Here is a 26,686-nt window from a genome sequence, read left to right on the forward strand (position 1 = left end):
CATAGGAAGCGGCATTGAAACTCTGTAGTTTCGCCGCCATGACGATCCAGCACACCGTTCCGACATCGCCGAGCACTGCCGCCTCCGCCGAGGCGTCGCGGGTTACACCGATGATGGAGCAGTATCTCGAAATCAAGGCGGCCAATCCCGGCCTGCTGCTGTTCTACCGGATGGGCGATTTCTACGAGCTGTTCTTCGAGGATGCCGAAATCGCCTCCCGCGCGCTCGGCATCACGCTCACCAGGCGCGGCAGGCATCAGGGCGCGGATATTCCGATGTGCGGCGTTCCGATCGAACGCTCGGACGATTACCTGCACCGGCTGATCGCGCTCGGCCATCGCGTCGCGGTATGCGAGCAGACCGAGGATCCGGCGGCGGCGCGCAAGCGCGGCAACAAGAGCGTGGTGCGCCGCGATGTGGTTCGGCTGGTCACGCCGGGGACGCTGACCGAGGAGACGCTGCTCGATGCCAAGGCCAACAATTATCTGCTGGCGCTGGCGCGCGCGCGGGCCTCATCGGGAGGCGACCGCATCGCGCTGGCCTGGATCGACATCTCCACGGCGGAGTTCATGGTCACCGAGTGCTCCACCGGCGAACTCGCCGCCACGCTCGCGCGCATCAATCCCAATGAAGTGATCGTGTCCGATGCGCTCCATGGCGATGCGGACATGAGCGCGCTGCTGCGGGAGTTGCCGTCGGTGACGCCGCTGACCCGCGACGTGTTCGACAGCGCGACCGCCGAGCGGCGGCTGTGCGATTATTTCGCGGTCGCCACCATGGACGGACTCAGCGCCATGTCGCGGCTGGAAGCGACCGCAGCAGCCGCCGCCGTCACCTATATCGACCGCACCCAGATCGGCAAGCGGCCGCCGCTATCGCCGCCGTCGCGGGAAGCCTCGGGCAGCGCCATGGCGATCGACCCCGCCACCCGCGCCAACCTCGAACTGACGCGCACGCTCGCGGGCGAACGGCGCGGCTCGCTGCTCGACGCCATCGACCGCACGGTGACCGCCGCCGGATCGCGGCTGCTGGCGCAGCGATTGGCGGCGCCGCTGACCGACAACGCGGCGATTGCGCGGCGGCTGGATGCCGTCGCCGCATTCGTAGCCGACAACGCCGCATGCGACGACATCCGCACCGTGTTGCGCGCGGCGCCCGATATGTCGCGGGCGCTGGCGCGGCTCTCGGTCGGCCGCGGCGGTCCGCGCGACCTCGCGGGCCTGCGGGACGGCATCGTTGCCGCCGATCAGGCTTTGGCGCGGCTTTCCGCGCTTTCCGATCCGCCGACGGACATCGCCACGGCGATGGCGGCGCTGCGGCGACCCTCCCGCGATCTCGCGCGCGAACTCGGCGATGCGCTGGCGGACGAACTGCCGCTGACGAAACGCGACGGCGGCTTCGCCCGCGAGGGCTACGAGGGTGCGCTCGACGAGGCCCGAAAACTGCGCGACGACTCGCGCCTCGTCGTCGCCGCGATGCAGGCCCGCTACGCCGAGGAGACCGGCGTCAAGGCGCTCAAGATCCGCCACAACAACGTGCTCGGCTATTTCGTCGAAGTGACCACGCAGCACGGCGACAGGCTGATGAGCGCGCCGCTCAACGCCACTTTCATTCATCGCCAGACGCTGGCCGGCCAGGTGCGCTTCACCACATCGGAACTCGGCGAGATCGAAGCCAGGATCGCCAATGCCGGCGACCGAGCGCTCGGCCTCGAACTGGAGATTTTCGACCGGCTCGCCGCGATGGTGGTCGAGGCCGGCGACGACCTGCGCAATGCGGCGCACGCCTTCGCGCAACTGGATGTGGCGGCCTCGCTCGCCAGGCTCGCGGCCGACGAGAATTATACCCGGCCCGAGGTCGATGCCTCGCTCGGCTTCGCCGTCGAGGGCGGCCGGCATCCGGTGGTGGAGCAGGCGCTCAAGCGCGGCGGCCAGCCGTTCATCGCCAATGCCTGCGACCTGTCGCCGGGCCCGGGCCAGACCTCCGGCCAAATCTGGCTGCTCACCGGCCCGAACATGGCGGGCAAATCGACGTTCCTGCGCCAGAACGCGCTGATCGCGCTGATGGCCCAGATCGGCAGCTTCGTGCCGGCGAGCCGCGCGCGCATCGGCATGATCGACCGGCTGTTCTCGCGGGTCGGCGCCGCTGACGATCTGGCGCGCGGACGCTCGACCTTCATGGTGGAGATGGTGGAAACCGCCGTCATCCTCAATCAGGCATCGGAGCGCTCACTCGTGATCCTCGACGAGATCGGGCGCGGCACCGCGACCTTCGACGGCCTCTCGATCGCGTGGGCGGCGATCGAGCACCTGCACGAAACCAACCGCTGCCGTTCGCTGTTCGCAACGCACTATCACGAACTCACCGCGCTGTCGGCAAAGCTGCCGCGGCTGTTCAACGCCACCGTGCGGGTCAAGGAATGGCACGGCGAGGTGGTGTTCCTGCACGAGGTGCTGCCCGGCGCCGCCGACCGTTCCTACGGCATCCAGGTGGCGAAACTCGCCGGCCTGCCGCCATCCGTGATCGCGCGCGCCAAAGCGGTGCTGGCGAAACTGGAGGCTCAGGATCGCGGATCGACCGTGCGCGCGCTGGTCGACGACCTGCCGCTGTTCGCGGTGCCGTCGCGCGCTACCGAGGAATCCGCGCCGTCCGGAGAAACCCCGCAACTGGTCGAGGCGTTGAAAGCCCTGCATCCCGACGAGATGTCGCCGCGCGAGGCGCTGGATGCGCTCTATGCTCTCAAGGCGAAACTGCCGAAACAGTGACCAGCGTGCCGCGATGCCGCGAAATCTCCCCTCCATTGTCGATGTCGCCATCATCGGCGCCGGCGCCGCCGGACTCGGCGCAGCCGACGCGCTGAAGGATTCCGGCCTCTCCATCATCGTGCTGGAAGCCCGCGACCGCGTCGGCGGACGCGCCCACACCATCGTTCCAGCCCCCGGCATCGTCTTCGATCTCGGCTGCGGCTGGCTGCATTCGGCCGACAAGAATTCTTTTATTGCAATCGCGGACCGCCTCGGTTTCGACATCGACAAAACCCCGCCGCCATGGCGCGAGCAGAGCTTTGACGCCGGATTCCCGGCGACCGAGCGCCAGGATTTCTTTGCCGCGCTCGATGCATTTGACGAGCGGACGAAAGAAGCCGCGAAAAGCGGCACCGACAGCGCCGCCAGCCTGTATCTCGCGCCGGACAACCGCTGGAATCCGATGATCGATGCGATTTCCAGCTATGTAAACGGCTGCGAACTCGACTCTGTTTCGGTCCACGATACCGCCGCCTATGAGGACACCGGGATCAACTGGCGGGTGCGGCGCGGCTACGGCGCGCTGATCGCGGCCTATGGCCGGCCCTGCCCGGTCGCGCTGAATACGCGGGTGTGGCGCATCGATCATTCCGGCTTGCAACTGCGCATTGAAACCTCAAAGGGCACGCTGATGGCGACCAAAACGATCGTCACAGTGCCGACCAGCCTGATCGCGAACGAATCGATCCGCTTTCACCCCGAACTGCCCGCGAAGGTGAACGCTGCCGCCGGCCTGCCGCTCGGCGTCGACGACAAGGTGATGCTGGCGCTCGACGATCCCGCTAACGCGCTGCCGAAAGACGGCAACCTGCGCGGCGCGACCATGCAGACCAGAACGGGCGCCTATCATCTGCGCCCGTTCGGCCAGCCCTGCATCGAGGGATTTTTCGGCGGCAGCTTCGCGCGCGAACTTGAGGACGCCGGCGACGGCGCACTCGCGGCGCAAGCGATCGAGGAGATCGTGGCGCTGCTCGGCTCGGATTATCGAAGGAAACTGAAACCGCTGGCGGAATCGCGCTGGGCCCGCGACCCCTTTGCATCGGGAGCCTATTCCCACGCGCTGCCGGGCCACGCCGGCGACCGCGCCGTACTGGCTGCGCCGGTGGATAGCCGGCTTTTCTTCGCGGGCGAGGCCACCTCTTCGAACTTCTTCTCAACGGCGCATGGCGCGCGCGACAGCGGCGAGCGGGCGGCGCGGGATGTGATGGAGGCTGTGCGATTGCCAAAACGCTGACACGGAGCCTGGACTGGTTGTCCCTTTTCGATACAAAACGCCGCACTGGCGATGCGGGAAGCTCACATTTTAACCTTTAATTAACGATGGACCTTGAAGACCGCGCGCGGACTTGCTTTGATCGGGGCATGAGCACGACCCTGATCGAACTCCGGCCAGCGAAGATCGCGGACGCATCCGCGGTTGCGGCGACCCATGACGAATCCTGGCGTTCGGCTTATCAGGGCATCATTCCCGGCGCGGAACTGGAAAAGCTGATCAACCGGCGCGGCCCGCTCTGGTGGGACAGCGCGATCCGCAAGGGCAGCCGCGTCAGCGTGCTGGTGTTCGGCGACAAGGTGGCCGGCTATGCCAATTACGGCCGCAACCGTGCTCGCAGCCTGCAATATGACGGCGAAATCTACGAGCTTTACCTGCGCCCCGAATTTCAGGGGCTGGGTTTTGGTCGGCGGCTGTTCACTGCGGCCCGGCGCGACCTGATGCAGAGCGGACTGAAAAGCATGGTGACCTGGGCGCTGTACGACAACGAGCCGGCGATGAAGTTCTATCCCGCGCTCGGCGGCCGCATGGTCGCGCGTTCCTCCGAGAGGTTCGGGCCGAAGTCGCTCGACAAAGTGGCCTTCGCCTGGACGGCCTAGAACCTTTCCGCTTCTGATGGAATCAGAAGCGGGCTCTAATTTTCTTCGCGCGGACCGGTATCCGCTTCGCTTGAAACGCTATAGGCGTTCGAAGAACGTTGCCCGCCTATGGTCCCCGCGCCCAACTTTTCGGAAGACTCTTCCCGAAGATGGATGGATACGCGGGTCAAGCCCGCGTATGACGGCTATGCACAGACCGACGCTCCTCGATCACGGGACCTCCCATGCGTATCGATGCGATCTCGACCGGACCCAATCCGCCCCATGAGGTGAATGTCATCATCGAGGTACCGGTCGGCGGCGAGCCGATCAAGTACGAGATGGACAAGGACGCCGGCACGCTGGTGGTCGACCGGTTTCTCTACACGGCGATGCGCTATCCCGGTAATTACGGTTTCATCCCGCACACGCTGTCGCAGGACGGCGACCCCTGCGACGTCCTGGTCGCCAACACGCGCGGCATCGTGCCCGGCGCGGTGATCAGCGTGCGGCCGGTCGGCGTGCTGTTGATGGAGGACGAGGCCGGCGGCGACGAGAAGATCATCGCGGTTCCGACCTCGAAGCTGACCCAGCGCTACGACAAGATAAGGAATTACAGCGACCTGCCGGACATCACGCTGCAGCAGATCCAGCACTTCTTCGAGCACTACAAGGATCTGGAGCCCGGCAAATGGGTCAAGGTGCTGCGCTGGGGCGGCGCGGAGGACGCGCACAGGCTGATACTGGAAGCCATCGCACGGGCGCAGGGGAAATAATCGCCACTCTCATTTGTCCCGGACGCGGTTCAGCGTCTTCACGCTGCGCCGCAGAGCCGGAACCGTCACGAAGATCGTCCCCCCCCTTTTTCACCCCCGGATCAGCAGCGCACCACGCCGCAAGAGCGGCGTGATGTGCAGCATCCGGGGCACGCCTCTTCCCTGGTTCGGCTTTTTATCGAAATTCTGCTCACACTCCCGGCGCGGGCAATCCCTCGATCGCGCAGGCGGCGCGCAGCGTATTGACCAGAAGGCACGCCACCGTCATCTGACCGACGCCGCCGGGCACCGGCGTCACCGCGCCCGCGACCTTCATGGCCTCGTCGAACGCGACGTCGCCGACCAGGCGGGTCTTGCCGTCAGCCGCCGGCAGGCGGGTGATGCCGACATCGATCACCGTCGCGCCCGGCTTGAGCCAGTCGCCGCGCACCATTTCGGCCTTGCCGACCGCCGCATAGACCAGATCGGCGCGGCGGCAGAGTTCGGGCAGGTTGCGCGAGCGCGAATGCGCGATGGTCACCGTGGCGTTTTCGTTGAGCAGCAACTGCACCAGCGGCCGCCCCACCAGGTTGGAGCGGCCGATCACGATGGCGTCCATGCCTTCGAGCGAGGAATGCACGCTTTTGGTCAGGATGATGCAGCCGAGCGGCGTACATGGCGACAGCGCGGGCAGACCGCCGGCGAGGCGTCCGGCGTTGTGCGGATGCAGGCCGTCGACATCCTTCGCCGGATCGATGCAAGCGATGATGGTTTCGGTATCGAGCCCTTTCGGCAGCGGCAGTTGGACCAGAATGCCATGCACGGCGGGATCGGCGTTCAGTTTCGCGACCAGCGCCAGCAGGTCCGCCTGCGCCACATCGGCCGGCAGGACGTGTTCGAACGAGGCCATGCCGGCGGCCTGGGTCTGCTTGTGCTTGTTGCGGACATAGACCTCGCTCGCGGGATCGTTGCCGACCAGCACCACGGCGAGGCCAGGCGTCAGCCCGTGATCGCGCTTCACCCGCGCCACCTCATCGACCACCCGCGCGCGCAAGTCTGCCGCGATGACTTTTCCATCGATGATTTTGGCCGTCATGCTGATCCCCGGGCTTGCCAGAGTCTTTCACCGTTTCATGGATACGGTGAAAGACTCTGGCTTCTTGATTTGACGCGTTTTCTTCACGCGAACCGGATTCCACTCCGTTCGAAAACGCTTTAGTCTGGTTGAGCCGCGGTCAAGGCGCGAAGGGCATGGCCGAGCCTGACGGGATCGCCGCCGACCGCGACCTGCTTCAGCCGCGAGGTCGCCCCCGCGCGTATCTGGACATCGGTTTTGCGCACCCCCAGCGCCTTGGCCAGCACCGCCACGACGGCGCGATTGGCTTCGCCGCCCTCGGCGACGGCGCGCACGCGAAGCTTCACCACCGGGCGTCCGTCGGCCAGCGTCTCAATACCGTCGATCCCGTCGCGACCGCCGCGCGGCGTCACCCGGAGCGCGATGCTGAGACCCTCCGCAGAATACCGCCACGGCTCCATCAAACCGCCGGTCAGAACACGGCGGGATAGATGTAATAGGTGATGACCCGCTGCATGAAGAGGATAATCAGGATCAGGATGATCGGGGAGATGTCGAGCCCGCCGAGATTGGGCAGCATCCGACGGATCGGCGCCAGCAGGGGTTCGGTGATCCGTTCCAGAAACTCGGCCACCGCGGCCACGAACTGATTGCGGGTATTCACCACATTGAAGGCAATCAGCCATGACAGGATCGCCGAGGCAATCAGCAGCCAGACATAGAGGTCGAGGATGATGAGGACGATATCCAGTATGGCTCGCATGGGGAATTAGCTCGCGGGTTTGGTCGTGGATTCGACCGGTGGAGTGAATTTGACATTCGCGACCCCACCTAGCCGCGCGTCCGGGACGCGAATGGACCACCAGTGTAGCGGTTCAGCCGTTCTCTTCACCTTTGGCCAAAGGTCCGTCAAGAGCACTTATGAACCAAACAATATCGGGAGGATCGGTCTCTCGTCCCCCCGGAATTCGAAACTCGCCTCGGACTGCGAAGCCCGGCGACGAACTTTCGCTTCCGTACAATACAAGGCCGCCAAAATATCGTTTTGGTTCCCGTCAAACAAGGGAAGTCGGAGGAAATGAGGCCCAAAACGCCGATTTCAGCCGTTCTTGACTTGCCGTTGGCGAGGACTGTAAATGACGGCGTTTCCCGGTCGCCGCATCGTTCGCCGGCCGTGGACGGGGCCATAGCTCAGCTGGGAGAGCGCGTCGTTCGCAATGACGAGGTCGGCGGTTCGATCCCGCCTGGCTCCACCAGTGATTCCCGAGAGGCAACCGTTATCTTGTGGCAGCCGTCGATCACGACGCGCTCGCTTGAACCGCTCGATCGTCGAGGTGAAGCTCGACAGCGACCACGCATGACCTACGTCATTCGTCTTGGACATCCTGTGGCCGGGCCGCCCCCTCGGCTGGCCGGCAGCAATTCGGACATTGATCCGCAACTCAGCGTTGTACCTGGCGGGTGAAAAGCATCGCGGCATAGCGGATGTTGCAGCGCGGGGTAATGCCAATGCGTTCCAAGGGCAACACCGCAGCCGAACCAAAACTTGCCGGCACACGGGGAGCGGTGCGGAATGTCCTGTCAGGAGGGAGGTAAGATAATATTAGCCATAAGTAAGATAGTATTCAGATACGCGATTCGGTCACGGCTTTGCTGGCGACCTCCAGCATGCAGCCGGAGGAACGAGCATGAGCAGGCTGTCGATATCCAAGACGGGCTTGGCGGCGTGGCTCGCTTTGGCGCTGACGTGGGCAGCGCCAGGGGCGGCGCAGGATGCGAGCTGGCTCGCCGCTCCGTCCGGCAGCAGCTTCAACGACGCGGCGAACTGGACCCCGGCCACCGTGCCGACCGGCACCGCATCGTTCGGCATGTCGACCGGCACGAACATTACGTTCGCGAATGACACCACCCTGGGAGGGTGGACCTTCAACACCGGCGCTTCGAATTATACCTTTACCAGCGACCATGCTCTGATGTTCACCGGCGGGGGGATCGTCCTCAACGACGGCAGCGCCAGTATTACCAACAATAATTTGCTGCAATTCTCTCACGGCAGCACAGCCGGCAGCGCCAGCATCACTGACACCAATAACGGTGTCCTGCAGTTCATCGACACCAGCACGGCCAGCAACGCCGTCATCACTAATCATGGTAGCCTGGAGTTCTATGACGCCACCAGAGCGGGCAGCGCCAACATCACCAACAACAACACCCTGTACTTCTTCGGCAGCAGCACGGCCGACAACGCCAGCATCACGAACAACAGTTCTCTGCAATTCGCCACCCACGGCACGGCCGGCAACGCCAGCATCACTAATAACAGTGTCATGGAGTTCCTCGACACCAGCGCGGCCGGCAGCGCCAGCATCACCAATAACGGCAGCGGGTACTTCTACAACGACAGCACGGCCGGCGGCGCCGGCATTACCAGCAATAGTTACCTGCAATTCGCCAACAGCAGCACGGCCGGCAATGCCAGTATCACGAATAACAATCTTCTGCAGTTCTCCGACTCCAGCACGGCCGGTGACGCCAGCCTCGCTAACAACAGGTTCCTGCAATTCGCCGCCAACAGCACGGCTGGCAACGCCAGTATCACCAATGGGGGCACCGGTGCGTCGACCGACTTCTCGGGGTCGAGCGGACCGCTCAACAACGGGCAGCTCTCGGCTGGCTCGATCGCCGGCAATGGGCAATTCTACCTCGGCGCCAATCAACTCACGGTCGGCGGCAACAATCTGAGCACCACCGTCAGCGGCGTCATCAGCGACTGCGGACCATCAGGCTCGAGTTGTAGTTTACCTGGCGCCGCCGGCGGCGCGCTGATCAAGGCGGGGACGGGAACGCTGACGCTCGCCGGCGCCAACCTCTATACCGGAGCCACCACCGTCGATGCCGGCACGCTCAACGTCACCGGCTCGCTGGCGGCGTCAAGCCCGGTCAGCGTCAACACCGGCGCGGTGCTTGCCGGCACCGGCAGCGTCGGCAGCGTCGGCATCAACAGCGGCGGAACGCTGGCGCCGGGCGACGGTACGCCGGCCTCCTCTCTGAATCTCGGCAGCGTGGCCCTGCAATCGGGCGCGAAATATATGGTGATGCTCAACCCCGCCACCGCGTCATCCGCCCATGTCACGGGTGCAGCGACGCTCGGTGGCGCCACCGTCAAGGCGATCTATGCCAACGGCAGTTACATCTCGAAGCAATATACCATCCTCACCGCGGGCAACGTCAGCGGCACGTTCGGCTTGCTGGCCAATACCAATCTGCCGGCGAACTTCGCGACCAGCCTGAGTTACGACCCGACCCATGCCTATCTCAACCTGACGCTGAACTTTGTTCCCCAACTGGCGAGGGCCTTTGCCAGCCCAAATCAGCGCAATGTCGCCAATACGCTGATCAATTCCTTCAACACCGCCGGCGGCATTCCGCTGGCATTCGGTGCGCTGACGCCGGCAGGCCTGACCCAGGTCTCGGGTGAAGCGGCGACCGGCTCGCTGCAGGCCACCTTCAATGCGATGAACCTGTTCCTGGGGATCCTGAGTGATCCCTTCATTGCCGGCCGCGGCAATGGTGCAACCGCAAACGGTGCGGCCCCGGCCTATGCCGGAGATGGCTACGGCGTCGGCGCCTATGCATCGGGAGACGCGCCACGTTCAAAAAACGAGCGTGACGCCTATGCCGCGATCTCTCGCACGGCGCCTGCAATGGCCGATCCCCTCATTCCGCGCTGGAGCGTGTGGGCCACAGGTTACGGCGGCTCGCAGACCACCGACGGCAATACCTCGCTCGGATCCAGTACGGCGACCTCGAGTGTCGCCGGCGTCGCGGTCGGCGCCGACTATCGTATCTCGCCGTTCACAACCGCCGGCTTCGCGCTGGCGGGCGGCGGCACCAGCTTCAATGTCGCCAACGGGCGGGGCAGCGGACAGTCCGACCTGTTCCAGGCCGGCACCTTCATTCGACATGCCGTCGGCGCCGCCTATCTTTCCGGTGCGCTCGCTTACGGCTGGCAGGACGTCACCACCAACCGCATGGTGACGATCAGCGGCGCGGACCGGTTGCAGGCGCGCTTCAACGCCAATGCATGGTCGGGCCGTGTCGAAGACGGCTATCGCGCGGTCAGTCCCGCAACGGGCGGCATCGGGATCACGCCCTATACGGCCGGCCAGTTCACCACCTTCGATCTGCCGGCTTATGCCGAAAGTGTTCTGTCTGGCGCCAACACCTTTGCGCTGGCCAACCGCGCCAAAAGCGTGACGGATATCCGCAGCGAAGTCGGTCTCCGCACCGACAAATCCTACGCGGTGCAGGACGCGATCCTGACGCTGCGCGGGCGTCTTGCATGGGCGCACGATTTCAATCCGGATCGCACAGTCGCCGCGACGTTCCAGACCCTGCCCGGCGCCAGCTTCGTCGTGAACGGCGCTGCCATGGCCTCCGACGCCGCGCTGGTCACCGGCGCGGCCGAGATGAAGTGGATCGACGACTGGTCGGTGGCCGCCACCTTCGAGAGTGAGTTCTCCAACGTCACACGATCCTACGCCGGCAAGGGCACCATCCGCTACGTGTGGTGAGCCGCGGGCCTAACGTCACAATCGCCTTCGCATCTGGAAGCCGGCGACCCCCCACAAGACGAAGTCGCGCGGAAACAGCCGGAGCAGGAACGGCACCGCCTTGATCCCGAGACCGGGAAGCACGGACCTTTTGTTGGCCATCAGCGCGCGATAGCCGTCCGCGGCGACGTCCTTTGCCGACACATTGAGGATCGCGGAATCAAAACCGGGCTTGAGCCCCGCCCGCGCCTGAAATCCGGACGGCACCGGACCCGGGCAGATCACGGTGACCCGGACCCCGAGCGGCCCCAGTTCGCCGCGCAGCGCTTCGCTGAACGAGAGGACAAAGGCTTTTGACGCGTAATAGACCGCCATGCCGGGGCCCGGCAAAAATCCTCCGATCGACCCGACGTTGAGAATGCCGCCGCGCAGCCGGATCACGCTGGAGACGAAACGCAAGGTCAGATCCGTCAGCGCCCGAACGTTGAGGTCGATCATCGCAAGCTGGTCGGCGCGGTCCAGCTCGGCAGCCCGGCCGGACAATCCATACCCGGCATTGTTCACCAGATACTTGACCTCGACATTCTCGGCGGCGAGCGCCGCGGCGATCCGATCAGCCGCATCCCTCGCGCCGAGATCGCAGGGGACCACGATCGGAGACATGCGGCCCGACGCGGCGATGTCAGCCGCAAGAGCCTCGAGACGGTCGGCGCGCCGGGCGACCAGAACCACGCGGTGCCCGTGGGCGGAGAACACCCGCGCAAGCTCGGCGCCGATGCCGGAGGAAGCGCCTGTTATCAATGTCACGGGACTGGTCACGATCCACGCTCTTGCAAACGACGTTCGACGTAAAAGGCTCGATGGCAGCTTCCAATATCGTGTCGGAAATCAGCGATCAGGTCGCGGGATCGGCCGACCGCTTGCCGACGCGGTGCTTGAGGTCGATGCGGTCGCGCGAGGAGACCGCCAGAAGATCGGCGGCGCGCCACACCACGTTCTCCTCGAATTCGCTGACGTGGCCGTCCGCATAAACCAGCTCCCACATCATTTCGACGATGCGCAAGCGATCCTCGTCATTGAGCGAACGCATGATCACGCTGGTGAAATGATAGAGGTCGACTGCGTCGCCCTCCACCCGCGTCGCCGCCTCGATCAGCCTGTCGGCCGTTCCCGGGTCCAGCCCGAAGCGGGTTTCGATCAGTTCGTGCAGCTTGCGGATTTCGACCTCGGAAGGCGCACCGTCGAGCGAGATGATATGGACGAACAGCGCCGTCGCCGCGAGCTTGCACCCGGTTTCATCGAATGACCGGTTTTCCGGGGTTTCGGATGATACAACGTCGGCGATGAAATGGCGCAGCCTGTCAAGCATCGGTCCGTCCGCCACAATGTCTGGAATGTCAAGCGACCGCGTTCATCACACGAAAAACAACCGTGCGCCCTGGGCACAGGTTCCCCCGCAAGGGATTACACTTCGGCAAGGCCCGCGGGCCGCGGCTTACTGGCCATGCTCGGTCAATGTCCTGGCGCACCTTTTGCTGAGCCTGGCGCGGTGTTCCTTCAAGCATGCGAGAACTGTCGCGTCCCCGTCGTTCATCTTGGATCGGCAATACCGAGCCACATCGCGCGCGCAGTCGGAATGGTGTTTCTCCGCGGCGGTTTGCGCCGACGCGACTGCAGTCGTGACGAGAAGGGGAACAAGCGATAAAACAGCGGCGAAACGGATCATCGGCGCTCCATCGATTCAGTGGAAATGCCCGCATCTTGCAAAATCGACTGGTGATCCCCGATCACCTCTGTCGTCAGGATTGGATGATGAAGGAAACTAGAGCTATTCCGGCTTCGATTCCATCGAAGCCGGAATAGCTCTAGTTTTTTGACGCGTTTTCGTGAACCGGTATCCACCTCGCTTGAAAACGCTATAGAACACGCGGGCACCTCGTTTCCGGAAGCTTTAGCACAGGGCCTCGATGGGTCACAAGGCCGTACGAAATCCGCTGTGTCTTCAAATATTTGTCAAGCGCAGGCGGCGCTTCGAGGCGCTTTGATCCACACAGGAGAAAATACAGGAGTTTCAGCCGTTTTTTTCCCTCCCTGTCCATCGTTCAAGAGCCCGCCAAGGAGTCCGATCAACCGACGGGCTCGCGTTAGCATTGACTCCCAATGTGCCGCACTTCAGTAAACGATAGCCTCGTGTCGCTTCCTGCGCTCACGAGCAGCCCGCGACCATCTACTTTCATGCGGTCACTCCCGGTTACGGCGTCGCAAACTGACAGCCTGTCTCGGCATGCGACCGGCAAACGGATTAGCCGCGTCGGGGGCAAGCGGCATTGAGGTTAGAGGAAGATCGATGATTGACGACGATGAATTCAACGCCTTCGTGATCGGCTCGTTGCGCCGTGCCCTGGAGCAGGGAGGCGAGGCATTCAACCGCTCGATGCAGCAGGATGACACGTTCCTTCGCGAAAGTTTCGACAGGTGCAGTATCGTGTTTGCGCTGTGGCCCGACGCCCAGTCGAAATGCGGTTTTGCGATGATGCCCATTAAACGTGAACCGCCGCCGGACCCGCACGACGTGAAGGGCGAGGTGATGCCCTGCCCAAACAGGGAGGCTGCGTTCGCGCTCCAAGAGCGCTTCGGCAATCCGTCATTGAAGGACGAATTCCGACACTTCACGGTCGATGGCGTAATTCCATTTCCAAATCGCCTGAATTGAATGATTGTGGTTACCAGCCGGGCGCAGTCGATGGGCGCCGACCGACGCCGGCTGTCCAACGCTGCCGACCGGTTTCGCCGCCGCAGCTCTAAAATATTGAGGATGCGTATGATCTTTCGCCAAACCGCTCACCCTTTGGCGGATCGTGCGCTGGGCGATTCTGGCTAAACTAGAGCCTTTCCGCTTCTGATGGAACCAAAAGCGGGCTCTATGTTTTGATTTGACGCGTTTTCTTTAAGCGAACCGGTAGCCGCTTCGCTCGAAAACGCTCCAAAGGAGGAGTGGTGCCGCTTGCGTGACTCGAACACGCGACCCCATCATTACGAATGATGTGCTCTACCAACTGAGCTAAAGCGGCTTAGACCTTCACGCCATGCTTGCGGCGTGCCCGGCAAAGGCCCGCGCGCCGGGCCTCTGATATCGGGCACCGTCCCCCTTTGCAAGAACCCGCCGCCGTGTCGCCGGCAAATATCGCGCCCGACGCCGTCAACTACTGCCCCGGCGCGACAGGAGTCCGCGCAACCCTCCGGCTTGACGCGCGACCGACGTGTTTTCTTCAGCGAATCCGTCGTTTTGCGAGCCTTCGTCGACCCCGGGATCATCGGGAGCGCGAACGATCGGAATGACGGCGGGAATATCGGATCCGCCGGGTTTGCCCGTGTCCGACTGGGTTTGAAAGGCCGGCGAGGTCGCGGCCTCGACTCCGGGCGATGCCGATTCGACCGCAACTGCCGGGGCTGCGCCATCCGGGGGGACAGAATGCTCGTTCGGAAATGCCGCGGGCAAGGCTTCGACGCGCGGCGCATCTCCGGCGATCTGCTCCGGAACTTCGGCCTCGACCAAGGCGGGTCGGCTCGACGGCAGCGCCGCCAGCGGGGTCTGCCACTGAAACGCATCGAGCCGTCCTGTCACCGGCGAAACCGGGCGCCAATGATCCGACACATACCCATCTGCGGTCCACACCGGATCGTGCAGGGCGCGCACGGCCCGCAGCGTCCAGGCGCGCGCCCGGCCGCTGTCGCCGCGTTCGCTATGCTCGATTTCGGCCATCAGCATCGCAACGCGCTGGGTCGGGGCGGCGATCAGCGGCTCCAGAACCTGGCGGGCCCGGACGAACTCGCTGGCATCGATCGCCGCGCGCGCAATCGCCATCGCGCCTTCGGGATGACCCGGCGTTTTTTCCGCCAGCGTCTCGACGCGCGCCAGCCGCTCCCGCGCGGAATCGCCGGGCATGACATGAGCGTAGGCATCGGCAAGATCGGGATGCGGCTGCGCCAGCCACGCGGTTTCGATGAGCCGCATTGCGCGCCGCATCTGATTCGTTTCGCTCAGATACTTGCTTGCAAGCACCACCGCCGGAACGAGCGTCGGGGCAAATTTCACCGCCTCCATCACGGCATTGCGCGACGCGTCGCGATCCGACTGTTCGAGCTCCAGCGCCCGCGCGGTCAACAGCACGCCACGCTGACGACGATACACCGCCTTGTCGATCAAGCCCGATGCGACGTTCTTGTCGAGGATGGCGAGCGCGCCGGCCCAGTCGGCCCTGGCGCAGCGGAAACCCAGCGCGGCCTGCGAGGCCCATATCGAGGACGGAGAAACTTTAAGCGCCTCCTCCGCGATCGCCACCGCGGCCGCGCGATCGTCGGCCCGTTGGGCTTCGATGAAAAGTCCGCGCAAGCCCAATAACCGCGTATCCGCCCGTTCGGCCATGGCGCGGAACGCGCGCTGCGCTCGGTCCGCATTGCCATCGAGTTGCGCCGACTGAGCGTGCAACAGCAGCGCCAGCGGGTCGTGCGACACCAGGCGCCGGGCCACCCTGGCATGGCTGCGTGCAGCCGCGGCGTCGCCGTGACCGATCGCAAGCAATCCGCGGGTAATCGCATCCCGGCCGCGCGCGGTCCGGCGCTCCCGGCGCGCCCGCCGGATGCGTTTCGGCGCGAGCCACAGCCCCCGCACGATGCTCCACACCAGCACGGTCGCGACCACAAGCAGACCCAACCCGAGCGCGAAAGCCGGCAGCGTGGTCTCGATTCGCCAGACATCCCACGACATCACGATCGTGCCGGTCTGATCGGCGACCCAGGTGGCGCCCAATGCCGCCAGCGCAATTAGAACGAGGAACAGGATAATACGGAACATCTGAAACCTATGGCGCTGGTTTGGTCAGCGCCGTCATCGCGTCGGCTGCGAATTGACGCGACGCGGCAAGGGCGGCATCGTGTGCGTCGGCCCTGGCGATCCAGGGCTCGGCGGCGGTGCGGTCGGCCGAAGGGAGCGTTTTCAATTCTGCCTTCGCGGCGGCAATATCATTTTGCCGCGCAGACGCCGCGATCCGCGCAACCGTCGCGCTTGCGGACTCCGTGTGCGCACCGTCGATGCGTTCGATATGCACCAGACGTGCGGCGCCTTCCTGTAGCCTGCTCACGATGCTGCCGGTTGTCGCCATGACCGGCGGCGGTGCCGGCGCGATCTTCGGCACGATCGCAAGCAATTCGCGGCACAGCACGTTCGCGCTCGGCACGCCCGAATCCGCGAACACCTCCAGCGGCTTCAAGGTCTCAGGATCGGCGATCAGAGCCTTCGATGCCGCCAGCAGATCGCCATAGGGCTGCCCCTGGCGCACCGCCACATTCAGCAGCGTTGCGGCCATGGCCCGGCGAAGCGGCACGTCGTCGGCCACGGCCGGCCCGTGCTTGGTTGCCTCGGCGCTCAGAGTTTGCGTCGTCTGCTCGACCTGATGCTCGACCTGGGCGAGCCGCGCGCTGAGGGCTGCAAGATCAGACGCGTCGTCGGCGTCGTGCGGCGCGGTCGCGCCCTCTTTCAACCCCGCAGCCAGCTTGTCGGACTGACCGCGAACAGCCGCCAGTTCACCGTGCAAGGATGCAACCGATTTTTCCAGGGCATCGATGCGCGCAGCAGTGGCCGGGTCGGACGCCGGAGCAGCCGGCTTGCCGGCCTTGGACTCGATGCTCGCTATCCGGTTCGAAAGATCCCCGAATTGCGCCATGCTGACTTGCGGCGCGGAAGCGGAGGGTGACGGAGGCCAGCCCGCCACCCACGCACCGCCGATCACGGCGCCGGCGGCAATCGCGCCGCTGAGCGCACCAAATACGGCCGACAAGGCGCGGGAGCGCGGGGGCGGAGCAACCGCCTGCCCGGAGATGAACTGGTCATCGCCAGCCGCTTTATCCGCGTCGCCGGAACCAGGCTCATCCGCCATCCCCAAGGCTCGGTTGGGTTCGAGGTCTGCGGCAGACGAGTGGTTGTGCCAGCCCCCCTCCTGCGTCGCGTCATCTTGCCTGTTATCGGCGGCTCCGTCCGAAAGCCCCGAAGCGGCTTGATCCGCCTCCTTGGCGCCTTCAGTCGTTTCAATGTCCGTGGCAGGCGAGTGCTTCTGCGAGCTCCCCTCCTGCAACGCGTCATCGTGCCTGTCATCTGCCATCGTCACGGTTCCCCATTGCGGCGACACATCAGTATCAGATCGAGACCCCTCTCCCTATTACCCTATTATCCCGATTACGGGCGCAACGCATCAACTACCGCGCCGGCGGCCGCACCGCACAATTCACCGCGATAAAGGCTGCAACGCGCCATCGAGCGCCTCCAATACCGCATTTTCGGCCGGCGCGCTCGCCACCACGACACGGGGAGCGCCGGCATCGCGCAGAATTGAGGCAACAGCTCCGGAGATACAGCATTGCGGAATCGCCAAAGCCGATATTTCAACGCCACCGACGCGAACGGCATCCAGAAATGCGCGGGCGCTGCGTCGCGAGTAATGCAGCACCGCCGAGATCCGGTGGGCGGCAAATGCATCGCAGACGTCGCGGGCGAGATTCGCCACCGGCGCCATCCGGTAGCAGATCGCCGTGACGACGGCCAAACCGCGCGCTCCGAGTTCTCCGGCGAGATCGCATGACCGGTCAGCCGCTGCGAGATAAAGTATTCTGGCCCCCTTCGGCAGGGTTTTGGCGCGAACGCTGTTGATGATGAGGTCGCGCAACGCAATCGCGTCTCCGCCCGCCGCGGCCACGTTGTGGAAGCCGGCATCGCGCGCCGCCTCCGCGGTATGCCGGCCGACCGCAAACACAGCCAGCCTCAGCAGCGACTCTTTCCCCGGATGGGCAGCGAGCGCGCGCAAGGCGTTGGCGCTGGTTACGATGACGGCATCATAGCCTGCATGTGGGTCGATCTCGAAAGCGACCGGCTCGAAACGCAGCACCGGCGACAGCAGAACCTCGAACCCCCTCGCACGGAGCGCCGCGGCCGTGGTCTCGTTGTCCGGTTCAGGCCGTGTGACGAGAACCGCCATGACTCATGCCCCGGCGAACAGCGTGAAGAACTTCTCGCCGGCGCGCTCGCGCAGTTCATGCGCCGCGTCGGCGCCGAGCGCGATCGCATCGGCGCGCGCGCCCTCGCGCGTGGTCTCGTAGGACTCCTTGCCGTCGGGAGAAATGATGAGACCGCGGAAGTGAACGCGCTCGCCGTTGACGCGGCAATGGCCGCCAATCGGCGTACGGCAGGAGCCGTCGAGCAGCGCCAGAAAGCTGCGCTCGGCGCTCAGCGCCACTTCCGTATCCGAATCGCCGATCGCCTTGACGAAGGAATTGATGCGGTCATCCTCACGGCGCGACTCGATCGCGATGGCGCCCTGCCCGACCGCGGGCAGGAATTCGTCGACCTCCAGAACCCGCGTCGCCTTGTCCTGCAGTCCGAGGCGATTGAGGCCGGCCAGCGCCAGCAGCGTGGCGTCCGCTTCTCCCGCCGCGATCTTGCGCAAGCGCGTCTCGACATTGCCCCGCAGCGAGTTGACCTTGAGATCAGGACGCAGCCGCAGCACCATGGCCTGCCGCCGCAGCGATGCGGTCCCGACCGTCGCGCCTGCCGGCAGATCGTTCAACGAACCGGCATGCGGACTGATGAAGACGTCGCGCACGTCCTCGCGTGGCAGAAACGCCGGCAGCCAGGTGGCGTCGGGCAGAAACGTCGGCACGTCCTTGGACGAATGCACCGCGAAGTCGATGGAGCCAGCCAGCAGGGCTTCCTCGATCTCCTTGGTGAAGAGACCCTTGCCGCCGACATCGAGCAGCGGACGATCCTGAATCGCGTCGCCCGAGGTGCGGATGGTCTTGATGACGATCCGCCCGGGCTCGACCCGATGCGCCCGCGCCAGCCGGTCACGCACCTCGTGGGCCTGCGCCAGCGCAAGCGGGCTGCCCCGGGTGCCGATCGTCGCCAGAATGTCTGTCTCACCCGAGGATTGCACGCCAGGACCTCATAATGCTACGCGAAGAGAGACAGGGAAACGCTGGTTTGCGGGATAACGCAAGACCCATAATCTAGGTGCGATATATCGATGCTGGTGCTAGGGATCGAGACCACCTGCGATGAAACCGCAGCCGCCGTGGTCGAGCGCCAGGCAGACGGCCATGCCCGGATTCTCTCCAACGTCGTACGTTCGCAGACCGCAGAACACGCCCCCTATGGCGGCGTGGTTCCGGAAATCGCGGCGCGCGCCCATGTCGATCTGCTCGACGGCATCGTCGCCAGCGCCATGAAGAAGTCGGGCGCGGACTTTCCCCAGCTTTCCGGGGTCGCCGCCGCCGCCGGACCCGGCCTGATCGGCGGCGTCATCGTGGGGCTGACCACCGCCAAGGCGATCGCGCTGGTTCATCGCTTGCCTTTGATCGCGGTCAATCATCTCGAAGCCCACGCGTTGACGCCGCGGCTGACCGGCCTGCTCGAATTTCCCTACTGCCTGTTCCTCGCCTCCGGCGGCCATACCCAGATCGTCGCGGTGCTCGGCGTCGGCGACTATGTACGGCTCGGCACCACGGTCGACGACGCCATGGGGGAAGCCTTCGACAAGGTGGCGAAGATGCTCGGCCTGCCCTATCCCGGCGGTCCGCAGGTCGAGCGCGCGGCAGTGAACGGCGACGCCACGCGATTCAATTTCCCGCGACCGATGCTCGGTCGCCCCGACGCCAACTTCTCGCTCTCCGGCCTGAAAACCGCCGTGCGCAACGAGGCCAGCCGCATCGACCCGCTGGAGCCGCGGGACATCAGCGACCTCTGCGCCGGGTTTCAGGCCGCCGTACTGGAGGCGACGGCCGACCGGCTCGGCGTCGGCCTCAGGCTGTTTCGAGAACGGTTCGGCACGCCGCGCGCGCTGGTCGCCGCCGGCGGGGTCGCCGCCAACCAGGCGATCCGCGGCGCGCTGGAGGATGTCGCCGCCAGAGCCCAGACCACGCTGATCATCCCGCCCCCGGCATTATGCACGGATAATGGCGCCATGATCGCATGGGCCGGCGCCGAACGGCTGGCGGCTGGTTTAACCGACACGCTCGAGGCCCCTCCGCGCGCCCGCTGGCTGCTGGATGCCACGGCTCAGGCGCCCGCTGGCTTCGCCAATAGCCGCGCCGGATTTTGAAGGCGTTGGCGCGATGAGAGCGCTCAACCGCGTTTCCGTGATCGGCGCCGGCGCCTGGGGCACGGCGCTGGCCGGCGTCGCCGCGCGCGCGGGCCGGAAGGTGACGCTGTATGCGCGCGACGCCGTGCTGGTCGAAGCGATCCTGGCAACGCGGCAAAATCCGCGGCTGCCCGGCGTTCCGCTCGACCCCGGCATCGCCGTGACCGACGACGTCGCCGCCGCCGGTCGCGCCGACATTGTCGTGATCGCGGTCCCTGCGCAGAACTCGCGCGCTGCGCTCGCCATGCTGGCCCCGCACCTCGCAGACGGGACGCCCGTCATCGCCAGCGCCAAGGGCATCGAGCGCGGCACGCGGCGCTTCATGACCGAGGTGATCGAGGAAGCCGCGCCTCGGGCTGCGCCTGCGATCCTGTCCGGGCCGAGCTTTGCCGACGATGTGGCGCGGGGACTGCCGACCGCGGTGACGCTGGCGGCGAAAGGCGAAGCCATGGCGGTCGCGCTGGTCGAGGCGCTCGGCTCAAAGACCTTCCGGCCCTATCACACCACCGATATTCGCGGCGTCGAGATCGGCGGGGCCGCCAAGAACGTGCTCGCGATCGCCGCGGGCATCGTCGCTGGCCGGCAATTGGGAGCCTCGGCGCTGGCGGCGCTGACGACGCGGGCTTTCACTGAGCTGATGCGACTCGGACTTGCCTGCGGCGCGCGGCCCGAGACGATCTCCGGGCTGGCGGGACTGGGCGACCTGATCCTGAGTTGCTCCAGTCCACAATCGCGCAATTTCGCGCTCGGCGTCGCGCTCGGCCGCGGCGAGCCGTTCCCGCGCGAAAAACTCAGCGAAGGCGAATTCACCGCGCCCGCGCTGGCCGAACTGGCGGCGGCCAACGGAATCGACATACCGGTCGCACAGGCGGTCGCGGCCATTCTCGCCGGCCGGTTGACGATCGACGAGGCCATCGACAATCTGCTGACCCGGCCATTCCGGGCTGAGGGGTAGCTTTCGCTGTCATGCCCACGCTTGTCGCGGGCATCCACGTCTTGGTAGTGAGAGACAGGAAGACGTGGATGGCCGGAACAAGTCCGGCCATGACGTGGGATCGTTCTCATGAACTACTGGCTGGTGAAATCGGAGCCTTCGGCGTGGTCGTGGGACCAGCAGGTGGCGAAGGGCGCGAAGGGCGAGGCGTGGACCGGCGTGCGCAACTTCACGGCGCGGCAGAACCTCGTCGCCATGAAGAAGGGCGACCTGGCCTTTTTCTATCATTCCAACGAAGGCAAGGAGATCGTCGGCATCGCCGAAATCATCCGCGAAGCCTATCCCGACCCCACCGACAAAACCGGCAAATTCGTCTGCGTCGATATCCGCGCCGACAAGCCGCTGAAGACGCCGGTGACAATCGCCGCCGTCAAGGCCGACAAGCGCCTGGCCGACATGGCGCTGGTCAAATACTCCCGCCTCTCGGTGCAGCCGGTGACGGCGGCGGAATGGAAGCTCGTCTGCAAGATGGGCGGGCTGTAGGAGGGCTCGCGCCCCGAGGACGACGCCCCGATGACGACAATGTCGCCGCAAGCCAGCCTGGTTCAGCGAGTCAACCCTCGGCGGCGCAACCATGGTATCGGCGCAGACGAGCCGAATGGCCTCGAAATTCAACAGGCAACATGGTTATATGTTGCGGGCGCGTAGCGGAGGCAACCATGCCGGCGATTTCCGGCCCGCCGCGCGCGGTCCTGACGGTCCCGCCATGGTTATCCACAGCCATGGTTATCCACAGCGGGCAGCATGACCCGTCCGACCAAGGTCCTAGTGCTGACGGCTTGTCGCCGTACCACGCCGCGACGCATAATCGTCGCAATGGTGAAAAACGGACCCGCCTGTGTTTTCCGGGCGCGGGTCCCGCGGTGGAGCAAAGACGATGTCCGACAAGATTTATGACGTAAGCGCGGATTGGGCCAAGCGGGCCTGGATCGACGACGCCAAATATCGCGAGATGTATGAGCGCTCGATCAAGGATACGGACGGGTTCTGGTCCGATGCAGCCAAGCGGGTCGACTGGATCAAGCCGTTCACCAAGGTCGAGAACGCCTCGTTCGAACTCGGCAAGGTCTCGATCAAATGGTTCGAGGACGGCGTGCTCAACGCCGCCTATAACTGCATCGACCGGCATCTGGAGAAACGCGGCGACCAGACCGCGATCATCTGGGAGGGCGACGATCCCTCGCAGTCGAGACACATCACCTATCGCGAACTGCATGACGAAGTCTGCAAGATGGCCAACATCCTCAGACTGCGCAACGTCAAGAAAGGCGACCGCGTCACCATCTACCTGCCGATGATCCCGGAAGCGGCGTATGCGATCCTCGCCTGTGCGCGGATCGGCGCGATCCACTCGGTGGTGTTCGGCGGCTTCTCACCGGATTCCATCGCCGGCCGCCTGCGCGATTGCAAATCGCGCGTCGTCATCACCTCCGACGAGGGCCTGCGCGGCGGCCGCACCATCGCGATGAAGGCCAACGTCGATGCCGCGATCGAGAAGGTCAACGGCGAGGTCGACTGGGTGATCGTCGTCAAGCGCACCGGCGGCAAGGTCAACATGGATCCGACGCGCGACGTCTGGTACCACGAGGCCGCAGCCGTTGTCGAAAGCGAATGCCCGTGCGAGCCGATGAACGCGGAAGACCCGCTGTTCATTCTCTACACCTCGGGCTCGACCGGACAGCCCAAGGGCGTGCTGCACACCACCGCCGGCTATCTGATCTTCGTGTCGATGACGCATCAATACGTGTTCGATTATCACGACGGCGACATCTACTGGTGCACCGCCGACGTCGGCTGGGTCACCGGCCACAGCTACATTCTCTACGGACCGCTGGCGAACGGCGCGACCACGATAATGTTCGAGGGCGTGCCGAACTATCCGGACAATTCGCGGTTCTGGAGCGTGATCGACAAGCACAAGGTCAACATCTTCTACACCGCGCCGACCGCGATCCGCGCATTGATGCAGGCGGGCGACGAGCCGGTGAAGAAAACCTCGCGCGCGAGCCTGCGCCTGCTCGGCTCGGTCGGCGAGCCGATCAATCCGGAAGCCTGGGAATGGTACCACCGCGTGGTCGGCGACAGCCGCTGCCCGATCGTCGACACCTGGTGGCAGACCGAGACCGGCGGCATCATGATCTCGGCGCTGCCCGGCGCGATCGCGCAGAAGCCGGGCTCGGCGACCAGGCCGTTCTTCGGAATCGTGCCCGAGATCGTCGATGCCGAGGGCAAGGTGCTGGAAGGCGAATGCAGCGGCAACCTGTGCATCGCGCGATCGTGGCCGGCCCAGATCCGCACGGTCTATGGCGATCACGCCCGCTTCGAGCAGACCTACTTCTCCTCCTATAGGGGCAAGTACTTCTCCGGCGACGGATGCCGCCGCGACGCCGACGGCTACTACTGGATCACCGGGCGGGTCGACGACGTCATCAACGTCTCCGGCCACCGCATGGGCACGGCGGAGGTCGAAAGCTCGCTGGTGGCGCATGACAGCGTCTCGGAAGCCGCCGTGGTCGGCTATCCCCACAACATCAAGGGTCAGGGCATCTACGCTTACGTCACCCTGATGAAGGGCGTGGAGCCGAGCGAGGCGTTGCGCAAGGAACTGGTCGCCTGGGTGCGCAAGGACATCGGCCCGATCGCTTCACCCGACCTGATCCAGTTCGCGCCGGGCCTGCCCAAAACCCGTTCCGGCAAGATCATGCGCCGCATCCTGCGCAAGATCGCCGAGGACGAGCCGTCGAGCCTCGGCGACACCACGACGCTGGCCGATCCCGGCGTCGTCACCGATCTCGTCAAGAACCGCCAGAACAAGAAGGACGGCGCCGCGGCGTAGGTTTGGAGCAATTTACATTTAGAGCGTTTTCAAGCGAAGCGGCTACCGGTTCGCGTAAAGAAAACGCGTCAAATCAAAAATATAGAGCCCGCTTCTGATTCCATCAGAAGCGGAAAGACTCTAGACGGAAACGCATCGCTGGGCACAGCGGACTCCCTCTCCCATTGGGAGAGGGTTGGGGTGAGGAGATCCGACGTCTCGATGCTGAATCCCCCCCCACCCGGCACCCCGTGCCGACCTCTCCCCGGCGGGGAGAGGTGGTCGGGTCAGGGCTGCTTTGATCAACATCATCTCCCGATCACTGGCTCGCCCACACGATCCGCGCGATCCATTCCACGTCGGCGGCGGGAATCGTCCGGTTGACATGGCTCGGATTGAGCGACTGCAGTTCGATCATCTTCGCGGTCCGGCGCTTGAGTTCCTTCACCATCACCTCGCCGTCCCTGGTCTTCACCACCACGCGGTCGCCACGCCGGATCGGCGTGCCCGGCGAGACCACGATGACATCGCCGTCGCGATAGGCGGGCTTCATCGAGTCGCCGGAGATCTCCAGCGCATAGGCGTGCTCGTCGTTGACGCAGGGAAGACCCACCTCGTCCCAGCCCTTGCCGACAGGAAAGCCGCCATCGTCGAAATAGCCGCCGGCGCCGGCCTCGGCGAAGCCGAGCAGCGGCACCGCCTGCGCGGCGCGCGCCGTATCCTCGATAAGCTGCACGAAGGTGTCGATCGCGGTCTCGGTGGCGGCGAGCGCTTTCGCGACCGACTCGGTTGAAGGCCACCGCTCGCGGCCGTCGCTGGTGATGCGTTTCGACCTGTTGAAGGTCGTCGGGTCAAGTCCGGCCTTTCTCGCAAGGCCCGACGGCGACAGGCCGGCGCGCTCCGCGAGACGATCCAGCGCCGACCAGATCTGGGCGTGTGTCAGCATGGTCATGTGGCGCGTCCTGATTTCCGCTTTCCGGAACGATGAATTCTGTCAAGAACTAGGAATTATTACCTCAACCGGCGGAAGCCTGCAATGCGCCGGGGTTAAAATGCGGCTCTTGAAGTGCGGGCGGGCCACCGATACGGTCACGCATGAACCGCTGCAATTTAAGCGAGCGGAAACAAAATCATGCGCTTCTCAGTATCGTGAAGGCGCAATGACGGGCTCGGGACACGCGTGCGAACGATCTACAAAATCTGTTCCGCTTCGGCCTGGCGGGAAGCCGAGCGGCACGGCGTTTTTCGCGGCAGCGCCGATGACTTGCGCGACGGCTTCATTCATTTCTCCACCGCCTCCCAGGTCGAAGGCACGGCCCGCAAGCACTTCGCTGGCCAGACCGGGCTGCTCCTGATCGCGATCGATGCCGATGCACTGGGCGAGGCGCTGCGCTGGGAGGTCTCGCGCGGGGGCGAGCGGTTTCCGCATCTCTACGGCGAACTCGATCTCAGCCATGTCTCGGCGGTGCAGGACATGCGCGCACGCGCGGACGGATATCACGACATCCCGGAGCTTGCGCCGTGATCCGCGCCTTCGACAATTTCTCGCTGCCGCTGTTGCGCTGGTTCGATCCGGAAGACGCCCATCGCATGGCGATCCAGGGACTGCGGCTGCTGCCGCCGATACGCCAGCGCGCGGACGACCCGAAACTCGCGGTTCGCGCCTTCGGTCTGAATTTTCCCAATCCGATCGGCCTGGCCGCCGGCTTCGACAAGAGCGGGGAGGTCCCCGACGCGCTGCTGAAACTGGGATTCGGCTCGGTCGAGATCGGTTCGGTGACGCCGAGGCCGCAGCCCGGCAATCCGCGCCCGCGCGTGTTCCGGCTCGAACGCGACGAGGGCGTCATCAACCGCATGGGATTCAACAACGACGGCGCCCACGTCGTGCTGCGCCGGCTGGCGGCCCGTGCGCATTCCGGCGGTATCATCGGGGTCAACATCGGCGCCAACAAGGATTCGGCCAACCGCGTCGCCGACTATGTCAGGCTGATCGAAATCTTCGCGCCGGTGGCGAGCTACTTCACCGTCAACGTGTCCTCACCCAATACGCCAGGCCTGCGCAACCTGCAGCAGGCGCACGCGCTCAACGAGTTGCTGGCGAAGGTGATCGATGCCCGCGAGCGGGTCCGTCAGAATGCCGGCGACACGCCGGTTCTGCTCAAGATCGCGCCCGACCTGACGCTGGCCGAACTCGACGACGTCGTTCAGATCGCGCGCTCGCGCCGCATCGACGGCATGATCGTCGGCAACACGACAACGGCGCGGCCGTCGAGCTTGCGCGATCAATCGCGGGCGAAAGAACAGGGCGGGCTGTCGGGCCGACCGCTGTTCAGGTTGTCGACCCGGATGGTGGCGGAGACCTATGTGCGCGCCGAGGGCGCGTTTCCGCTGGTCGGGGTCGGCGGCATCGACTCCGGCGGCGCGGCATTGACCAAGATTCGCGCCGGCGCCACCCTGATCCAGCTTTACTCGTCGCTGGTCTACAAGGGGCTTGGTCTTGTCGACGACATCAAGCGCGATCTGATGTCGACGCTGCTGCGGACTGGGCGCGACTCGCTGTCGGAAATCGTCGGCGCGGACGCCGCGGCGATCACGGCGGAAGACTGGCCGGTTTAAAGCAGGTGTGGTTTGGACGAAATCAGCAACCCGTCATG

23 protein-coding genes and 2 tRNA genes are annotated in these 26,686 nt (G+C 64.9%); 13 read left to right on the forward strand and 12 right to left on the reverse strand.

Going from position 1 to position 26,686, the window contains the following annotated elements:
* The first annotated feature begins 38 nt into the window (after positions 1 to 38).
* From mutS to ppa, 4 genes are all read left to right on the forward strand, one after another.
* The gene (mutS, locus tag ACMDCM_RS11680) at positions 39 to 2,765 is read left to right on the forward strand and encodes a DNA mismatch repair protein MutS (RefSeq protein ID WP_412774735.1); all 2,727 of its coding nucleotides are present in this window, start codon (positions 39 to 41) and stop codon (positions 2,763 to 2,765) included.
* A gap of 13 nt (positions 2,766 to 2,778) precedes the next feature.
* Entirely contained in the window at positions 2,779 to 4,038 is a 1,260-nt protein-coding gene (locus ACMDCM_RS11685; RefSeq protein ID WP_412773714.1) for a flavin monoamine oxidase family protein, read from the forward strand.
* Between the two features lie 128 nt (positions 4,039 to 4,166).
* On the forward strand, positions 4,167 to 4,676 hold the full coding sequence (locus ACMDCM_RS11690) for a GNAT family N-acetyltransferase (RefSeq protein WP_412773715.1): 510 nt from the start codon (positions 4,167 to 4,169) through the stop codon (positions 4,674 to 4,676).
* A 224-nt stretch (positions 4,677 to 4,900) separates the two neighbouring features.
* Positions 4,901 to 5,431: an inorganic diphosphatase gene (gene ppa, locus ACMDCM_RS11695; protein WP_412773716.1), complete on the forward strand. Its 531-nt coding sequence runs from the start codon at positions 4,901 to 4,903 to the stop codon at positions 5,429 to 5,431.
* A 190-nt stretch (positions 5,432 to 5,621) separates the two neighbouring features.
* Here ppa and folD read toward each other — a convergent pair whose 3' ends face one another.
* From folD to ACMDCM_RS11710, 3 genes are all read right to left on the reverse strand, one after another.
* Entirely contained in the window at positions 5,622 to 6,506 is an 885-nt protein-coding gene (folD, locus tag ACMDCM_RS11700; RefSeq protein WP_412773717.1) for a bifunctional methylenetetrahydrofolate dehydrogenase/methenyltetrahydrofolate cyclohydrolase FolD, read from the reverse strand.
* A gap of 119 nt (positions 6,507 to 6,625) precedes the next feature.
* On the reverse strand, positions 6,626 to 6,946 hold the full coding sequence (locus ACMDCM_RS11705; RefSeq protein WP_412773718.1) for a DUF167 domain-containing protein: 321 nt from the start codon (positions 6,944 to 6,946) through the stop codon (positions 6,626 to 6,628).
* An 11-nt stretch (positions 6,947 to 6,957) separates the two neighbouring features.
* Positions 6,958 to 7,248, reverse strand: a complete 291-nt coding sequence (locus tag ACMDCM_RS11710) for a YggT family protein (protein ID WP_040674890.1) — start codon at positions 7,246 to 7,248, stop codon at positions 6,958 to 6,960.
* 417 nt (positions 7,249 to 7,665) lie between these two features.
* Between ACMDCM_RS11710 and ACMDCM_RS11715 the strand changes: the two genes are divergently transcribed.
* Positions 7,666 to 7,741, forward strand: a tRNA-Ala gene (locus tag ACMDCM_RS11715).
* Positions 7,742 to 8,173: 432 nt separating this feature from the next.
* Positions 8,174 to 11,059, forward strand: coding sequence for an autotransporter outer membrane beta-barrel domain-containing protein (locus ACMDCM_RS11720; protein ID WP_412773719.1), 2,886 nt, complete (start codon positions 8,174 to 8,176; stop codon positions 11,057 to 11,059).
* 15 nt (positions 11,060 to 11,074) lie between these two features.
* On the opposite strand, the gene ACMDCM_RS11725 is transcribed toward ACMDCM_RS11720, so the two are convergent.
* From ACMDCM_RS11725 to ACMDCM_RS11735, 3 genes are all read right to left on the reverse strand, one after another.
* Positions 11,075 to 11,857 carry an SDR family NAD(P)-dependent oxidoreductase gene (locus ACMDCM_RS11725; protein WP_412773720.1) on the reverse strand — a complete coding sequence of 261 codons (783 nt, stop codon included), beginning with the start codon at positions 11,855 to 11,857 and terminating at the stop codon, positions 11,075 to 11,077.
* A 76-nt stretch (positions 11,858 to 11,933) separates the two neighbouring features.
* Positions 11,934 to 12,407 (reverse strand): tellurite resistance TerB family protein, encoded by a 474-nt coding sequence (locus ACMDCM_RS11730; protein ID WP_412773721.1) that lies wholly within the window; start codon positions 12,405 to 12,407, stop codon positions 11,934 to 11,936.
* A gap of 126 nt (positions 12,408 to 12,533) precedes the next feature.
* Positions 12,534 to 12,764, reverse strand: a complete 231-nt coding sequence (locus ACMDCM_RS11735; RefSeq protein ID WP_412773722.1) for a hypothetical protein — start codon at positions 12,762 to 12,764, stop codon at positions 12,534 to 12,536.
* Between the two features lie 621 nt (positions 12,765 to 13,385).
* Between ACMDCM_RS11735 and ACMDCM_RS11740 the strand changes: the two genes are divergently transcribed.
* Positions 13,386 to 13,751 (forward strand): hypothetical protein, encoded by a 366-nt coding sequence (locus ACMDCM_RS11740; protein WP_412773723.1) that lies wholly within the window; start codon positions 13,386 to 13,388, stop codon positions 13,749 to 13,751.
* Positions 13,752 to 14,033: 282 nt separating this feature from the next.
* Here ACMDCM_RS11740 and ACMDCM_RS11745 read toward each other — a convergent pair.
* The 5 genes from ACMDCM_RS11745 to hemC form a co-directional block, all read right to left on the reverse strand.
* Positions 14,034 to 14,109, reverse strand: a tRNA-Thr gene (locus tag ACMDCM_RS11745).
* 128 nt (positions 14,110 to 14,237) lie between these two features.
* Positions 14,238 to 15,893, reverse strand: coding sequence for a heme biosynthesis protein HemY (locus ACMDCM_RS11750; protein ID WP_412773724.1), 1,656 nt, complete (start codon positions 15,891 to 15,893; stop codon positions 14,238 to 14,240).
* Between the two features lie 7 nt (positions 15,894 to 15,900).
* Positions 15,901 to 16,974: a COG4223 family protein gene (locus tag ACMDCM_RS11755; RefSeq protein WP_412773725.1), complete on the reverse strand. Its 1,074-nt coding sequence runs from the start codon at positions 16,972 to 16,974 to the stop codon at positions 15,901 to 15,903.
* Between the two features lie 345 nt (positions 16,975 to 17,319).
* On the reverse strand, positions 17,320 to 18,066 hold the full coding sequence (locus ACMDCM_RS11760) for a uroporphyrinogen-III synthase (protein WP_412773726.1): 747 nt from the start codon (positions 18,064 to 18,066) through the stop codon (positions 17,320 to 17,322).
* 3 nt (positions 18,067 to 18,069) lie between these two features.
* Complete coding sequence (hemC, locus tag ACMDCM_RS11765) at positions 18,070 to 19,020, reverse strand: hydroxymethylbilane synthase (RefSeq protein ID WP_412773727.1); 951 nt, start codon at positions 19,018 to 19,020, stop codon at positions 18,070 to 18,072.
* A gap of 90 nt (positions 19,021 to 19,110) precedes the next feature.
* Between hemC and tsaD the strand changes: the two genes are divergently transcribed.
* The 4 genes from tsaD (at position 19,111) to acs (ending at position 24,053) form a co-directional block, all read left to right on the forward strand.
* Complete coding sequence (gene tsaD / locus ACMDCM_RS11770) at positions 19,111 to 20,184, forward strand: tRNA (adenosine(37)-N6)-threonylcarbamoyltransferase complex transferase subunit TsaD (protein WP_412773728.1); 1,074 nt, start codon at positions 19,111 to 19,113, stop codon at positions 20,182 to 20,184.
* Between the two features lie 13 nt (positions 20,185 to 20,197).
* Positions 20,198 to 21,178: an NAD(P)H-dependent glycerol-3-phosphate dehydrogenase gene (locus ACMDCM_RS11775; RefSeq protein ID WP_412773729.1), complete on the forward strand. Its 981-nt coding sequence runs from the start codon at positions 20,198 to 20,200 to the stop codon at positions 21,176 to 21,178.
* Positions 21,179 to 21,286: 108 nt separating this feature from the next.
* Positions 21,287 to 21,700: an EVE domain-containing protein gene (locus tag ACMDCM_RS11780; RefSeq protein ID WP_412773730.1), complete on the forward strand. Its 414-nt coding sequence runs from the start codon at positions 21,287 to 21,289 to the stop codon at positions 21,698 to 21,700.
* Positions 21,701 to 22,094: 394 nt separating this feature from the next.
* Positions 22,095 to 24,053: an acetate--CoA ligase gene (gene acs / locus ACMDCM_RS11785; protein WP_412773731.1), complete on the forward strand. Its 1,959-nt coding sequence runs from the start codon at positions 22,095 to 22,097 to the stop codon at positions 24,051 to 24,053.
* 298 nt (positions 24,054 to 24,351) lie between these two features.
* Here acs and ACMDCM_RS11790 read toward each other — a convergent pair whose 3' ends face one another.
* On the reverse strand, positions 24,352 to 24,978 hold the full coding sequence (locus ACMDCM_RS11790; protein ID WP_412774736.1) for a S24 family peptidase: 627 nt from the start codon (positions 24,976 to 24,978) through the stop codon (positions 24,352 to 24,354).
* Positions 24,979 to 25,212: 234 nt separating this feature from the next.
* Between ACMDCM_RS11790 and ACMDCM_RS11795 the strand changes: the two genes are divergently transcribed.
* Both ACMDCM_RS11795 and ACMDCM_RS11800 read left to right on the forward strand, forming a co-directional pair.
* A complete protein-coding gene (locus ACMDCM_RS11795) occupies positions 25,213 to 25,557 on the forward strand; it encodes a DUF952 domain-containing protein (RefSeq protein ID WP_412773732.1) in 345 nt (114 codons plus the stop codon).
* Positions 25,554 to 26,648 carry a quinone-dependent dihydroorotate dehydrogenase gene (locus ACMDCM_RS11800; protein ID WP_412773733.1) on the forward strand — a complete coding sequence of 365 codons (1,095 nt, stop codon included), beginning with the start codon at positions 25,554 to 25,556 and terminating at the stop codon, positions 26,646 to 26,648. Before ACMDCM_RS11795 ends, ACMDCM_RS11800 begins: the two co-directional genes overlap by 4 nt.
* Positions 26,649 to 26,686 lie beyond the last annotated feature (38 nt).

This window comes from Nitrobacter sp. (genome assembly GCF_047149785.1).
Classification (GTDB): domain Bacteria; phylum Pseudomonadota; class Alphaproteobacteria; order Rhizobiales; family Xanthobacteraceae; genus Nitrobacter.